This is a genomic window from Lepagella muris (assembly GCF_004793975.1).
GTDB classification, from domain to species: Bacteria; Bacteroidota; Bacteroidia; order Bacteroidales; family Muribaculaceae; genus Lepagella; species Lepagella muris.
In genome coordinates this window covers 179,625-194,846 of record NZ_SRYB01000005.1, presented here as the reverse complement: position 1 = coordinate 194,846, position 15,222 = coordinate 179,625, and the positions used below count along the sequence as shown (strand labels likewise).

General features: G+C 45.6%; 13 protein-coding genes. 1 reads left to right on the top strand and 12 read right to left on the bottom strand.

Translation table 11 applies throughout. The features are described from left to right. Positions 1 to 149: 149 nt before the first annotated feature. The gene (locus E5331_RS05425; protein WP_123481731.1) at positions 150 to 1,184 is read left to right on the top strand and encodes a threonine aldolase family protein; all 1,035 of its coding nucleotides are present in this window, start codon (positions 150 to 152) and stop codon (positions 1,182 to 1,184) included. Between the two features lie 100 nt (positions 1,185 to 1,284). Here the strand turns inward: E5331_RS05425 and lpxA are convergent, their stop codons facing one another. The 12 genes from lpxA to E5331_RS05365 all read right to left on the bottom strand — a co-directional run bounded on the left by lpxA (position 1,285) and on the right by E5331_RS05365 (position 15,220). Beyond that, positions 1,285 to 2,082, bottom strand: a complete 798-nt coding sequence (gene lpxA / locus E5331_RS05420) for an acyl-ACP--UDP-N-acetylglucosamine O-acyltransferase (protein ID WP_123481732.1) — start codon at positions 2,080 to 2,082, stop codon at positions 1,285 to 1,287. Between the two features lie 28 nt (positions 2,083 to 2,110). Then, entirely contained in the window at positions 2,111 to 3,505 is a 1,395-nt protein-coding gene (locus tag E5331_RS05415; protein WP_123481733.1) for a TolC family protein, read from the bottom strand. Between the two features lie 15 nt (positions 3,506 to 3,520). Then, positions 3,521 to 6,892, bottom strand: coding sequence for an efflux RND transporter permease subunit (locus tag E5331_RS05410; protein WP_123481734.1), 3,372 nt, complete (start codon positions 6,890 to 6,892; stop codon positions 3,521 to 3,523). A gap of 44 nt (positions 6,893 to 6,936) precedes the next feature. Beyond that, positions 6,937 to 8,082: an efflux RND transporter periplasmic adaptor subunit gene (locus E5331_RS05405; RefSeq protein WP_123481735.1), complete on the bottom strand. Its 1,146-nt coding sequence runs from the start codon at positions 8,080 to 8,082 to the stop codon at positions 6,937 to 6,939. Between the two features lie 502 nt (positions 8,083 to 8,584). Next, positions 8,585 to 10,603, bottom strand: coding sequence for an ATP-dependent zinc metalloprotease FtsH (gene ftsH / locus E5331_RS05400; RefSeq protein WP_123481736.1), 2,019 nt, complete (start codon positions 10,601 to 10,603; stop codon positions 8,585 to 8,587). A 99-nt stretch (positions 10,604 to 10,702) separates the two neighbouring features. Beyond that, positions 10,703 to 11,062, bottom strand: coding sequence for a ribosome silencing factor (gene rsfS / locus E5331_RS05395; protein WP_123481867.1), 360 nt, complete (start codon positions 11,060 to 11,062; stop codon positions 10,703 to 10,705). A gap of 256 nt (positions 11,063 to 11,318) precedes the next feature. Further along, positions 11,319 to 11,897, bottom strand: coding sequence for a superoxide dismutase (locus tag E5331_RS05390; RefSeq protein WP_123481737.1), 579 nt, complete (start codon positions 11,895 to 11,897; stop codon positions 11,319 to 11,321). 96 nt (positions 11,898 to 11,993) lie between these two features. Further along, positions 11,994 to 12,614 carry a thiamine phosphate synthase gene (locus E5331_RS05385; protein WP_123481738.1) on the bottom strand — a complete coding sequence of 207 codons (621 nt, stop codon included), beginning with the start codon at positions 12,612 to 12,614 and terminating at the stop codon, positions 11,994 to 11,996. A 151-nt stretch (positions 12,615 to 12,765) separates the two neighbouring features. Continuing rightward, complete coding sequence (locus E5331_RS05380) at positions 12,766 to 12,957, bottom strand: hypothetical protein (RefSeq protein WP_123481739.1); 192 nt, start codon at positions 12,955 to 12,957, stop codon at positions 12,766 to 12,768. A gap of 20 nt (positions 12,958 to 12,977) precedes the next feature. After that, the gene (locus tag E5331_RS05375; RefSeq protein ID WP_135985989.1) at positions 12,978 to 13,736 is read right to left on the bottom strand and encodes a lysophospholipid acyltransferase family protein; all 759 of its coding nucleotides are present in this window, start codon (positions 13,734 to 13,736) and stop codon (positions 12,978 to 12,980) included. Positions 13,737 to 13,856: 120 nt separating this feature from the next. Beyond that, positions 13,857 to 14,888 carry a M48 family metalloprotease gene (locus E5331_RS05370; protein ID WP_168355153.1) on the bottom strand — a complete coding sequence of 344 codons (1,032 nt, stop codon included), beginning with the start codon at positions 14,886 to 14,888 and terminating at the stop codon, positions 13,857 to 13,859. A gap of 11 nt (positions 14,889 to 14,899) precedes the next feature. After that, positions 14,900 to 15,220: a hypothetical protein gene (locus E5331_RS05365; protein WP_123481742.1), complete on the bottom strand. Its 321-nt coding sequence runs from the start codon at positions 15,218 to 15,220 to the stop codon at positions 14,900 to 14,902. Positions 15,221 to 15,222 lie beyond the last annotated feature (2 nt).

Below are 15,222 nucleotides of genomic sequence, written 5' to 3'. Positions count from 1 at the left end.
GATTATAGAAAAATGATAAAGGGTTAGGTCAATATTGTCAGGCAAGTTCAATGTGAGAGATGAATAAATGTGGGGAATGTTTGATTAATGTTGAGTGAATGAGTAATTTTGCAGAGAATTTATGCAGAAGGTTAAAAAAATTCGCAAATATGGAAAAATTGCATTTTGACAGTGATTATATGCGAGGATGCCATCCGGAGATTCTGGATAGGCTTGTGCGCACAAATATGGAGCAGACTCCAGGCTATGGCAGCGATGCTTATACGGCACGTGCCAAGAGATTGATTCTGGAGGCTTGTGGACTTGATGAGGATAGTGGCGATGTGGTATTCCTTGTCGGAGGGACACAGACTAACGCCACGATAATAGATCTTGTGGCGGGGAGATATGAAGGGGTGATTGCTGTAGAGACGGGGCATATTAATGTGCATGAGTCGGGAGCGGTGGAGGCTTCGGGGCATAAGGTAATCACACTGCCATCACATTCCGGACTTCTTGATGCGTCGGAGTTGGATACTTATATGACGCTCTTTTATGCAGATGAGACTTGGCAACACATGGTCAAGCCGGGTTGCGTCTACATCACATTCCCTACTGAGGTCGGCACTGTCTATACCAAAGGGGAGTTGATGGCTATCAGGGAGGTATGCGACAAATGGGAATTGCCACTTTATATTGATGGTGCGCGTCTGGCGTATGGACTTGCTGCATCGGATGACGTTGACCTGAAGGATATCGCAGCAATTGCAGATATATTTTATATAGGCGGGACGAAGTGCGGCACTCTGTTCGGAGAGTCAGTTGTCACGCGTCATCCACGGTTGTTGAAGAATGTGTTGTCTCACGTTAAGGCACATGGGGCATTGATGGCAAAAGGACGGTTGCTTGGAGTTCAGTTTGAGTCATTGTTTGAGGGTGATCTATATGAAAGGGTAGGACGTAACGGAGTGGATAAGGCACGTCGTCTTAAGGATGGTATGCTTCAGAAGGGTTTCCCGTTATTCATGGACTCACCTACCAATCAGCAATTCTTTGTATTGCCGAATGAGGTGATAGACTGTCTTATGCCGAAGGCGTCGTTTGAATTGTGGGGAGCCAGAGGTGAGAAGGAGACTCCGGTTAGGTTTGTCACTGATTGGGCTACTACGGATGCAGATATCGATAGGCTTCTGTCGTATATCTGAGGAATGTAAACTCAAAATTATTTTCTTCAATATAAATCAAAAAATGGAAGTCCGACCCCGGAATGGGATCGGACTTCTCTATTAAGTATAGTCAGACTTATCAGTCTTCAAGGTCGACGTAAGGAATCGCCGCCAGTTTCATGTCGTGTCCTTTGATGAAGTCAATGATCTGGTCACGTTCGGGCGACTGATCAACATCCTCCCCGATTCTGCGCAAAGCGTTGAAAAGGGAAGTGGAGGTCTGGAACACGTGGCGATAGCATTTCGCAATGTCATCGATTATTTCAGGAGACTTGCCACCTTTCTTAAGCACGTAGGCATTCACTCCGAAATATTCGATTGGATTGTGAGCCATCACAACGAACGGAGGCACGTTGCCGTTGACCCTGCAACCACCTTTTACAAGCACCCATTCCCCGACCTGACATTTCTCATGAACGAGAGCATGGGATGAAAGTATGGAGTAGTTGCCGATCTTGACATCGCCGGCTATTTTCACGGCATTTCCGAGAACGCAGTAATTTCCAATTTCCGAGTCATGCCCGATATGAGATTGTGCCATGATGAAGGAATCATTTCCGATTACGGTTTTCCCTTCAGCATGGATACTCCGGTTGATAATCACTTGCTCACGGATTTTATTGTTGTTGCCGATGACTACGTATGAACGCTGTCCTTTCCAACGGAAATCCTGAGGCGTAGCAGCAATTATGGCACCTTCGAAAATTTCATTGTTCTGTCCGATACGGGCACCTGCCAGCACGCTGGCATGAGGATGAATGTGGCATCCCTTACCGATTACGACATCATCGTCGATATATGCGAAAGCATCGATAGTGACGTCATCATCAATTTTAGCACCCGGATGTACGAAAGCGAGATTACTGATTGTTGCCATAGAATAGAGATTTATAAGGTTAACAAAATTATCGTCCGCCACCTACAGATTGATAGAGGGAGATCAGAGCGGCAGCACGCTCGTGCCAGTTGGCAATGCATGCCAGCTGAGCGTTGAGCAGGCTTGAACGCGCAGTGAGGACCTCAAGGTAAGTGGTAGACTGATTGTACATGAAAAGCTCGTTGGTGTATTCCACAGATTTCTCAAGTTCATCTACCTGAAGCTGGAGGAATTTGTTTTTCTCAACGTTTTTGTTGTAGCTTACCAAAGCATTGCTCACGTCAGCACTTGCAGACAGAACGGCATATTCGAAATTATTCAAAGCCTGTTTCTGCTGAGCCTTTGCAGCTTCGAGTGATGCAATATTCTGACCGCGCGAGAAGATGGGAGCGGTGAGCTGTCCGGCAAGCTGGAAGAACCATTCTCCCGGATTCTTGATCATTGATCCGAGGAGGTTGGTGAATCCACCTTGTGCGGAGATCACGATGCTTGGGTAGAACGCGGCACGGGCACTGTTGGTGGAATAGTATGCCACCGCCATGGATTTCTCGGCAGCCCTCACGTCAGGACGCACGGCGAGATAAGAGACCGGGATCCCGTTGATGAGCTGGTCGGGGATTGAGAAATCAAGAGTGTTTGTGACGTCCCACGTCTGCGGATAAGTGTTAAGAAGAAGAGAGATTGTATTCTGCACACTATGGATGGAATGCTCGAGAGTAGGGATTGAACTCTGAATGTTGTAGAGATTTGCCCTGCTCTGCACGACAGCCGCTTCAGTGGTGCGACCTGCCTCTTTGAGCAACTCCATTGATGTCACTTGTTCAGCCCAGATATCGCACGTGCGTTTGGTCAAGTCGAGCTGTTGGTTAAGCATCACGAGGGAATAATAGGCAGAAGCAACTCCGCATACGATCTGGGAATGTACAGCCTGTTCGTAATCCTTACTCATTTCCATGCTTACCTGAGCACCGCGTTTGCGGTTAAGGATCTTTGCAAAGGCATCTATTTCCCAAGATACGCTCAGAGGTATGGTATAGCTCCAGTTCATATCGGTCCAATCCATCTTGTTACCGCCGTAGGTTGCCGTTCCTCCGTTAGGAGAAATGGCAACTGCGGGGAAATAACTTAGTTTTGCACCTTTCAATTGTGCCCTTGCGATATCCACATTCAGCTTTGCATTCTTCAGATCCTTATTGTTGGCAAGAGCGAGATGGATAAGATTCTGAAGCTTCGGATCCTGGAAAATCTTTTCCCATCCAAGATACGGAAGCGCAGTGGAATCGACAGGAGTATCGACTGCCTTTTTGAAGTCGCCGACAATCTGACTGTCGTTGACAGGTAGTTCATATTTCTTATAGATGTGGCAGCTTGAGAGAGCGACCGCCATCAATGCGCCGGCAGCGCATAATTTTATATTGTTCATGAGAAAGCAGTTTCGTTAATCGCGTTTAATGGCATATTGTTCAAGCTCGGAAGATATGCCCGTATTGTCGGTGTCTTTCCATTTCGGGGGAGAAAGTTTCTCCTGAAGAGCCTGGAAAGCAACGAATAGAGCCGGGACAACAAGTACCTGAAGAACCATACCGATAAGCATACCACCGATTGCACCGGAACCGAGTGCCTGGTTGCCGTTTCGTCCGGCACCGTGTGCAAACATCATCGGGAGAAGACCGATGATCATTGCGAGAGAGGTCATGAGGATCGGACGGAGACGGGCGATAGCACCTTGCACAGCTGCATTCGTGATGCTCATTCCGGTCTTTCTTCTGTCAAGTGCGAACTCCACGATAAGAATAGCATTCTTAGCGAGAAGACCGATAAGCATGATGAGCGCAATCTGGAGATAGATGTTGTTTGCGATATCCATCATGCGGGCGAAGATGAATGCACCTGCAAGACCGAACGGTACGGAAAGGATAACCGACCAGGGGAGGATGTAGCTCTCATACTGAGCGGACAGAATCAAGTAGACGAAGAGAAGGACGAGAGCGAAGACGTAGCCTGTCGATCCGCTTGAACCGGAAGCCTCCTCACGGGTCATACCTGAATATTCGAAACCATAGCCATCGGGGAGAGTCTCCTCGGCGATTCTGTTGATCACGGCAATTGCATCACCGGAAGATACGCCGGGAGCCGGAGTACCGGTGACAGATATTGCGGTAAACATGTTGAAGCGGTCGATAAGGTCAGGACCATATACGCGGGTCAGCTTTACAAAGTTGTCGATCGGAGCCATCTCCACACCGTTTCTCACCTTTATCTGTTTCAAGGTCTCGGGCGATACACGAGCATCTGGCGAAGCCTGCATCATGACACGGTATAGCTTACCGAAACTGTTGAAGTTGGAGATATACATACCGCCGTAGTAGCCTTGTAGCGCAGACAGAATTGTGTTCTGAGTAAGACCTGCCTGCTTGACTTTAGCCACATCAATCTCCACAAGATACTGCGGGAATGTTGGGTTGAAGTTGGAGTATGCCATCTGGATAGACGGATCGGCATTCAGCGCACCGATAAATTTCTGATAAACCTGGAAGAACTTGTCCAGATCGCCACCGGTCTTATCCTGAAGTTTGATCTCAAAACCGTTAGTGGCGGAATAACCGGAAATCATAGGTGGCTGGAAGAACATTATTCGGGCATCCTTTATGGCTCCGGTCATCATGAATAACTGACCGAGCACGGCAGATGCACTTTCCGTCTCCTCATCACGCTGATCCCAAGGTTTAAGCTTGATGATGAACGATCCGTAGGTATTACCCTGACCACCGACGAAGCTATAGCCTGTGATTGCGGTACGGCTCTGTACGGCAGGTATTGAACCAACAATGCTGTCGACCTGGTTCATGATGGACTGCGTGCGTTCCTGAGATGTGGCGGGAGGAAGAGTCACCGCACCCATTATGGTACCGGTGTCTTCAGTCGGCACAAGGGCGGTCGGAGTAATCGCCATAAGGTAAACAAGGATAGCTATGAATAGTCCTACCAGACCGAAGGATGTGACCTTGTGGTTTGTGCAGAATCTGACAGCTTTGTTGTAGACGCCAAGCAGTTTGTCGAAAGAGTTGTTGAATGCGTTGATAAAGGATTTCGTGAAGAGACCACAAAGAGCGATTATCGCAACAATCACAGCGATACAACTTAGAGCCACGTTTTCAAACGTGTACCATCCGAGCACAAGGAATACAATTGCAGCAATAAGGAAAATCACGGTCACCAACGGGGGGAGTGTGAAGCGGCTTTTGTAAGTAGCCGCCATAGTCTTGGCAGCCTCACCGTAAGCCTCACCCATTCTCTCCTTTAGATTCTTGTCATCGTGTCCTTTAAGGAATATCGCGCAAAGAGCAGGGGAGAGTGTAAGTGCGTTGATTGCGGAAAGACCGATTGACATTGCCATGGTCAGACCGAACTGACGATAGAAGATACCTGATGTGCCTCCGAGGAATGACACCGGAATAAACACAAGCATCATGACGAGGGTGATTGAGATAAGGGCACCGGAGATCTCTCTCATGGCGTCGATGGAGGCTTTGCGCGGCGACTTATAGCCTTGGTCAAGTTTGGCATGCACCGCCTCGACGACGACTATGGCATCGTCGACCACAATCGCAATCGCAAGTACGAGAGCTGAAAGGGTGAGCAAGTTGATTGTGAATCCGAAGATGTAAAGGAGGAAGAACGTACCGATAAGAGCGACCGGGATGGCGATCATCGGGATAAGCGTAGATCGGAAGTCCTGTAGGAATATAAACACCACGATGAACACAAGTACAAACGCCTCGATGAGGGTCTTGATAACCTCTTCAATTGATGCGAAGAGGAAGTCGTTGACGCTCATAGTTGTCTGTAGCACCATTCCTGCAGGCAGAGATTTACGGGCTTCATCCATCAGCTTCTCGATATCTTCGATAACCTTGGTAGCGTTAGATCCGGCAGACTGGAATATGATTGCAGAACTGCCGATATGCCCGTTGTTAAGGTTCTGGAAACCGTATGTAAGGCGTCCGAGTTCCACATCCGCCACGTCGCTCAGACGGAGCACCTCTCCATCCGGGGAAGCCTTGATGATGATGTCTTCGAATTCAGATGGTTCTGACAGACGACCTTTATAGCGTAGCACATACTGGAAACTCTGATTGCCTTGCTCGCCAAACTGACCGGGTGCAGCCTCAATATTCTGCTCGGCAAGAGCAGCGGATATGTCGGTAGGCATCAGACGATATTGAGCCATTTTATCAGGTTTCAACCATATACGCATGGAGTAGTCAGCACCGAAAGCCATTGCCTCACCTACACCAGACACACGCTTGATCTGGGGTAGGATGTTGATTGACATATAGTTGTCGATAAACTGGGTGGTATACTTATCCTCAGGGTCAAACATACCGATAACCATAAGCATTGAGGTCTGGCGTTTCTGAGTGATGACACCTACCTGGTTTACCTCAGATGGGAGGAAAGATGCCGCTTTAGCCACACGGTTCTGCACGTCGACTGCCGCCATGTCGGGATCCATACCCTGTTTGAAGTGCACTTCAATTGAAGCAGAGCCGTTATTTGATGCAGAAGAGACCATATAGTCCATATTTTCAGCACCGTTTATCTGTTCCTCAAGTGGCGCGATAACAGAGTTGAGCACTGTCTGTGCGTTCGCACCGGTATATGTGGTTGATACCCTGACTGTAGGAGGCGCGATGTCGGGATATTGCTCAATAGGGAGACTCGTCAGACCGAGAATACCGAAAATCACGATGAAGACCGAGATTACGGTAGAGAGCACCGGGCGATTGATAAATCTATCAAGTTTCATGTTTTGAAATTAAAAAATATCACGTTGGATTAAATCAAGACCACTTATTCTGCATTTGCAGATGTAGCCTGTTTTGGGTTGATGACCATTCCGTCTTTTACGGATATGCCGATACCCTCGGTCACGATTACATCACCGGGCTTCAGACCGGAGGTCACGATATAGTTCTTCCCATCGTCGATTGGAGCGATAGTGATAGGAGTGGAGTGAACTTTTGCAGAATCCCCGACAACGAAACAGAATTTCATATCCTGGATTTCGAATGTTGCGTTCTGAGGAATCTGTATAGTGGCGTTATGATTTGTGGGGAGAAGCACCTGTCCGGTGTTACCGCTTCGTAGCATACCATCCGGGTTTGGAAATTCAGCTTTAGTCATGGCACTACCTGTAGCTTGATCGATCACACCGGAAATAGATACAATCTTTCCTTTATACGGATATATTGTGCCGTCGGCAAGTTTCAGGGAAACTTCCGGGAATGAAGCTACAATCTCATTCATCGACCGTTTGCCACCTTCAGAGTATTCAAGAAGGATTTTCTCATTAATAGAGAAGTCGGCTTGCATCACCTTATTGTCGGATATTACAGTGAGCACGGTGGAGGGACTTACGAGAGTGCCCTCTTTATCGGGAATTGTACCCACGATTCCGGCAACCGGAGCCGTCACGGATGAATATGAAAGGTTTTTGCGAGCAGAGACAAGGGCTGCTTCAGCCTGCTGCAACTGAGCTTTCGCAGCATTCAAGGCATCCACAGAGGTCTGATAAGCAGATGCGCTGATAATATTTTTATCAAGAAGAATCTTATTATTGTTTGCGCTTGTAGTCGCAGTGTTTACATTTGCCTGAGCTACGGCAACGGATGCCTTAGCTTGATCGACGGCAGCCTGAAGCTGCACTTGGTCGATAGTGAAAAGCACTTGTCCTTTAGAGACAGCCTGGCCATCCTTGACATGTACCTTGGTCAAGAATCCGGTAATCTGTGGACGAATTTGTACATCGTTCACACCTTCGAGAGTAGTTGGGAATCCGGAATCGAGAGTGGCATCGCTCTCGCTTACAGTCATCACTGCGAGTTGCGGAGCAGCCATTTGGTTCTGTTGTTGGTCAGAATTTCCTTTGCAAGATGGCAGCACCATGCCGCCTGTCGCCAGCAATAGTGCCAGCGCATTTAATTGCGTAATTTTCATATATTATTATTAATTGTGTTTATATACATCATGAAATTATCCGTTAGACATCTTTGGGGATTAACCTTTGGGGATGTAGGAATCGGATTGAAAAACAAGGGAGTATAAGATATCTTATCTCCTGTTTGCTGAATTTTACTGCAAATTTAGTAAAAATTGGTCAATTTAGGGGATTATAAAGAAAATAAACAGAGAAATTGACCAATTTTGGTGCAGTTTGGAAAACAATAGGGGAGGCAAGATATATAAGATTTTTGGTCTGATCTCTTGACACACAAATTCTTTTGTCTGCAATAAGATGATCCCATAGTCTTTGGGTATGTATCTTCGGATTTTGGGGATACATCTTCGGGTTTTGGAGGTGCGCCTTGGATTTTTTTGAATCTCCCTTTTGATTGCAGGATGCTTAAAATATAAGACACATGGTGGCACATCCTGCATGGCAGGCTGAGCTCGCATGTGTCTTATATCGTTATTGATACCCCATCATAAAAAGATTATGTTATCCTTTGGAGAATGGAGGAGGAGTGTCGTCTTCACTGGTGTCTTTCTTATCCGACATTTCCAATTCATGTCTTTTCTCCTCTTCCTTTTTGTTGATCTCGATAATTTCGTCAGTACGAGATTTCCATTTTCGGGGACCGAGGATGACTTCTACGTCAGCATGGAAAATCACTTCTTTCTCTACAAGGAGATCGCGGATGCGGTTGTGTTCGGCAGAATATTTTCTAAGGATATCCTTAGCCCTTTCGTATTGTTCGTTTACGATACGTTTCACCTCTTCGTCGATTATCTTTGCAGTCTCATCTGAATAAGGTTTTGTGAACCCATATTCCTGACCAGTGGAGTCATTGTAGTTCAAGTTGGGCAATCTGTCGCTCATACCATAGACGAGTACGAGCGAACGGGCGATCTTGGTGCATTTCTCAAGGTCGTCACTTGCTCCGGTTCCAACTTGTCCGGTAAAGAGGTCTTCCGCCGCACGGCCTCCAAGGAGTCCGCACATTGTGTCGAGAAGGGCTTGTGTCGGGATTATCTGTCTTGCTTCAGGAGCATACCATGCGGCTCCGAGAGCACGTCCACGTGGTACTATTGTAACCTTTACAAGCGGATTTCCGTATTGAGTCATCCAGCTGATGGTGGCATGTCCGGCTTCGTGAGTGGCAATAGAGAATTTTTCTTCGTCGGTAATGATTCTGGATCGTTTTTCAAGACCGCCTACGATTCTGTCGATAGCCGCCATGAAGTCGTTCCAGTCAACAGTCTTCTTATTGTTGCGTGCAGCAATAAGAGCTGCCTCATTGCAGACATTAGCAATATCCGCGCCAGAAAAACCTTGAGTCTGTCGCGCCAATTGCTCGACATCAAGCTTACTGTTTACTTTTATTCTGCGTAGATGAACGTTGAATATCTCCATACGGTCGGTAAGTTCCGGAAGATCCACATATATCTGTCGGTCAAAACGTCCGGGACGCAACAATGCCTTGTCGAGCATATCCGCACGGTTGGTTGCGGCAAGGATGATCACACCATTGTTTGACCCAAAGCCGTCCATTTCGGTAAGCATCTGGTTGAGGGTGTTTTCGCGCTCATCGTTTGATCCCATATTTGGATTCTTGCCACGCGCACGCCCGACGGCATCGATCTCATCAATGAATACAATGCAGGGGGCTTTCTCTTTTGCCTGCTTGAAAAGGTCGCGCACGCGCGCAGCACCTACACCGACAAACATCTCCACGAAATCCGATCCGGACATTGAAAGGAACGGTACGTTTGCCTCGCCTGCCACAGCCTTTGCGAGTAGGGTCTTACCTGTTCCGGGAGGACCTACGAGTAGGGCACCCTTGGGTATTTTTGCACCCAATTCAGTATATCTCTGTGGGTTCTTAAGGAATTCCACAATCTCTTCAATCTCTACTTTTGCCTCAGCCAGACCGGCAACGTCTTTGAAAGTGACAGGAGTGCCGTTGTTCTTATCAAAAACTGTTGCTCTTGATTTGCCGACATTGAAAATGCCGCCACCACCCGAACCACCAGTCATTCTCTTGGACATGAACACCATGAAAATGACAAGCAGCAGAATCGGACCGAAATACCAGAATAGCTTCATGAGATCGGATCCTTTCTCGTAAGTCACGGTAATTGTCGGCTTCCCTTCAGCAGAGAGAGTCGCATTCCAGGAGTCGATCTTATCTTGAATCTTATCAGTGGATGGAATGATAGTCTTTATTTTCTTGTCGCCATCGAAATCATCGGAGGTGTCAAACTTATGTTTCTTAGCACCCTCATCCGTGACAAATCCTTCGGCAATACCAGCCTCGGATAAGACCATCACTTTTTTAAGGTCGCCGGCAAGAGCGGCTTTCTCAAATGCAGTCCAGTCTACCTCTTTAGTCTGAGACGCGTCTTGAAAATAGAATAGAGCAAAAAGGGAAAGAAGAATAATGGCATACATCCAGTATATATTAAATGCCGGCTTCTTATTATTTCCGTTTTGCTGAGGTTTGGGGTATTTAAGCATGTGGAAAATAGATTACAGATTACTAAAAGAAATTAAGGTGATATCGTTTGCTTCCGTCATTATCCGTCAGCATCCGATTGTATTCAGATACTTGATTTGTCAGTCTGTATCCTCGATATATTCTATCGGAGCGTCTTCCCAAAGGGATTCAAGTGAATAAAACTCGCGCACTTCAGGAAGAAAAACATGGACCATGATGTAGCCATAGTCAATCACTATCCATTGGCAATTCTTATATCCTTCGTAATTAAAAGGCTTGACTCCACATTCAAGATTAAGCTTTTCCCTTACAGAGTCGGCAATTGCCGCCACTTGAGATGTGCTGTTGCCTTGGCATATAATCAGTTTGCTTGCTGAAGCAGAATCTAAGGATGATAAATCGACAACGACAGTCTTTTTCCCTTTTTTATCAGAAATCGCGTCAATAATCAGAGGTGTTATGTCAGAATTACTTTGCATTCGCTGCATTATTATGATAGAGTTAAACAATCCCCGGTGTTATGATCAAGTCATAATTCACGGGTGACTATTAATATAACAAAAGTCATGCCAAAAATATCATGAATCATCAATAAAAAGAGAGTCATAAGGAATTTTATAGCATGTTTTCAGAGAAGTAGTGCATACTTCGAAAGAATACCGCGAAATTACAAAAAAATGCCCACACTGCAAAATGAGGTGGGCATTCAGAAATCTTAAAAAATGTGATATGCGTTTATCTGTATCTCATTTCAATGACAGACCAATCTACGATATCCCATAATTTATGGAGATAGTCTGCTCTCAGATTTTGGTAGTCAAGATAGTATGCATGTTCCCATACGTCAAACACGAGAAGCGGTTTGAGTCCCTTCGTCAGAGGGTTCTCAGCATTTTTCCCTTGGATGATGCAGAGCTTGTTGTCGTGATCGACTGCCAGCCATACCCATCCGGAACCGAATAGGGTAGCGCCTGCCTCTTCAAACTGATGCTTGAATTCATCAATACTGCCGAATTGCTCCTCGATCTGATCGCGCAGAGATCCTGACGGCTCTTTAAGACCATCGGGGGAGAACTGGAAGAAATAAAAGATGTGATTCCAGGCTTGCGATGCATTGTTGAAGAGTTTTCCTTCGCTCTTGACAATGATGTCTTCAAGCGCCATATCTTCAAATTCAGTTCCGGCAATCAGTTTGTTTAGAGTATCGATGTATGCTTTTTCATGCTTTCCATAATGATACTCAATGGTAAGAGGTGAAATCACAGGAGCAAGTGCATCCTGTGCATAAGGAAGTTTTGGTTGTGTGAATTTCATATTTTTTCGTATATTTGGTTTTTCAAATATAACAAATATATATGCCTTAAGGTTTGCTTGGATTGCCTGTCCATTGAATTGACTTTAGACGGGGTCTTAAGCCATCGGGAGAGCCCCAATGAAATTCTCTGTCTCTTTCGTAATGTCGACAGAGTTTGCGATTGCGTTGCTGACGGCGATTCCATTTATTCCGGCATTCAGCAGAGAGGGGATATCGTCATAGGTTATGCCACCTTCCGCCACTCTCGGAATATTGATTTCGTTTTCCTCCATCTTATCGCAAATTGATTTTACGCCTTCTACTCCAAGTTCGGGTGATTCGTCATTCTTGCAACCCGATTTCCGGAATGGGGCAAGCATGAAATAGTCAATATCAAGACTGCTGACGGATAATATATCTTGGAAACTGTGTACAACAACCCCGATTACGGCAGCCGGACCGAGAATCATCCTCGCTTTGCTTGCCGGAATGTCGTCTTTATGCAGACACACGCCTCCAACGTTTAATTCCTTAGCCAATTCAGCATTACTTTCAAGGATTAGGAATACTTCTTTTTCAATACATAGAGGTTTAATTGCCTCAACTGCCTCGCGTATCTCAGAATCGGAGGCATCGGGCATGCTTATCTGTACCCATTTGCAACCGCCTTTAATCACGGCTTTGATCTGGTCAATGACCGGGGTATCACTTTTTGTGTCGGTAATGAATTGTAGCATAATTAATCTGTTTTAAGGAATCATATATAGGATTGAGTGGAGAATCCTATTGTCCAGAGGTGAGGACACGGGACTCCAGACAGAGCCACTGAGTTTAGCCCGGAACTCCAGACAAGTTTCATATATAAAATGATTGAATATATGAAGTTGTTCAGATTGTATCTACTGATATTCTGTCAAGGTGCTGTAGATTTGTTGATGTCCAACTTTTGTTTGGAATTTTTATGCCGTTGATATAGACTTTAGATATGAGTGGGTTGAATCCTTTCCATTTCATGAAGTCATCTACCGACATGAAATCTGACGGTAGGGCTATGATAGTGTTTTCAAATAGTATTTTCATAATTAATTGAATGTTGAGATTTAGATTGCATCAATTCTATGCCCGACACTGATCCCTTTGTCGCAATCAGGGAGAGCTGATTCTATATCCTCACGGCATTTTGCCATGAGGAGCTTTGTATTGAACCCACGTTCGCCGGGATATATGGGTTTATGTATAGTGAGAGTTATCTGTCCGGGCGTTATATTATATGAGAAGCGGGGCATTCTCTTGAAACTTCCGTCGATAGTGATCGGCACCACTGGCAGACGGAATTCAGCGGCAAGCATAAAAGCACCGCGTTTGAACGGGATCATCTTTCCATCCCATGAACGGCTCCCTTCAGGGAATATAACGAGCGACATGCCCTCCTTCAGGGTGTCTTCCGCCTCTGCTATAGTCTGCTTTATGGCGGCGATATTCGAGTCGTCGACAAATATATGGTGCGCACGTTTGCATGCCGGACCTACCATGAATATTTTTTCAAGGCTTTTTTTCATCAGCCATTTGAAGTTATGGTTAAGGTATCCGTATATAGCCCAAATGTCGAAAGCCCCCTGATGGTTTGCCACGAAAATATAGGAAGTGTTTCTGTCAATATTCTCCCTGCCTACCACCTTTATATTTACAAACATAAGGCGGCAAGAGAGTCTTGCCCAAATATGAGGTGGATAATAGCCCCACCAATGGGTGCCAAACAGGAGGGATCCAATGCTCGTGACTAAAGCCGTTAAGAAAGTTGCGACGACGAAGATAGGCGCCGCGATAAGCCATTGATATATAAGAATGAGAATTTTCATGCTGTAAATTTACGTTTATAATACAACATATTTGCTATTAGTTGTTTAGTTGGTTTGGCTCCATCTGTGGGTGACAAACGGGTACCAAAATGTTCAAAAATGGGGTAGGAGAGGGGTGTTTTAGTCATAAAGGGGATCATTCCCGAATTTTTCCTTCCGGCTCTTTTCCTTGAGCAATTTCTTATTGGCAGTGTTACCAAGTTCGGGATGATCAGCCACAAATTGCAGGAAAGTGATGCGTTCTCTGAGTGGCGGATGGTCAGATATTTCCTTTTCCTCCTCGGTCATTTGGTAAGGATAGTTTGCTTCGAGTATTTTCAATGTCTCGATATATTCCCGTCCATCACGTCCCGACCATTCCAAAAAACGGAATGCCATGAGATCCGCTTCAAGTTCCTGCTCCTGCATGTATTTGAAATGGTATTTGACCAGATCCTCATGATGTGACTGTATCATTCCATAGTAATTGTCAATCTCGGCCTGAATTATTTTCTTGCTTATGGAATCTGGCGTAGTTGTGGGGAGAGGGAAAAATATACTTGTAGTCATTTTTGAGACAGCCTGTAGACCGGCTGTGACTGCCACGATAAGATCATTCCTGCGTCGTCTCTTTGCATCAGAATATAGAGAGTTCTCTATATGCGAAAGACAAGAATGGGCATATTCATGAGCGGCAACTCCCAGGAGTCTGTCCTCGGTCATGCCTTTTGCGAACAATAACCCTACATTAAGTCCGACCACATGACCGTCGGATGAAAGGGTGCTGAATGCATCTATGGTCTTGTCCGCCACAAAGCATACCTCCATATCCTTCAGTTTCCCTATGACTGAGTAGATAGAGTCGGCGTATGGTTGTAGCTCCTCCAATACATCTGGGCTGTATTTAGGCTCAAACCGAACCATTTCTGAAATCTTCCGGTCAACCTCCCTTTCTGCACCACGCTTTGTCGCCATCTTTTCCCGGAACTCCTGATACGTCTGATTATTCTCCAACATGGAAGTCCAGAAGTCTGCGGGATTATCGCTCTTAAGATTTTTTGTGACATCATCGACATCATGTTTCTCGACAAACTTTTGGAATGAACGCTCGGCATGTGCTGGCAATGCCATGAGGACACCACATGCAATGATTATGTGTTTCAGAATTTTCATGCGATTTGTAATCATATTTGCATGATTAGGAAAACGATTGAAGTCAAATAGGCAATTGGTAAAAGGAATGCAGAGACCAATTCAAGTCCCGGCAATGGAGGAAATACGACTTTAACGACAAATGTAACTCCAAAAGCGGCAATTGGAACCCACCATGTTGTTAAAAAGCATGACCATATCAGAAGACCATAAATTGTAAAACCAACAAACCATGTCATAAAATTAAGATAGTTGAACATGCCAACAGACGCGCCATTAAAATCCTTCGCATAACGAGCTGTAAAAAATTGCAGGAAACTTGTTATGCATAATGCCCAAATAAAGAGTTTCATTT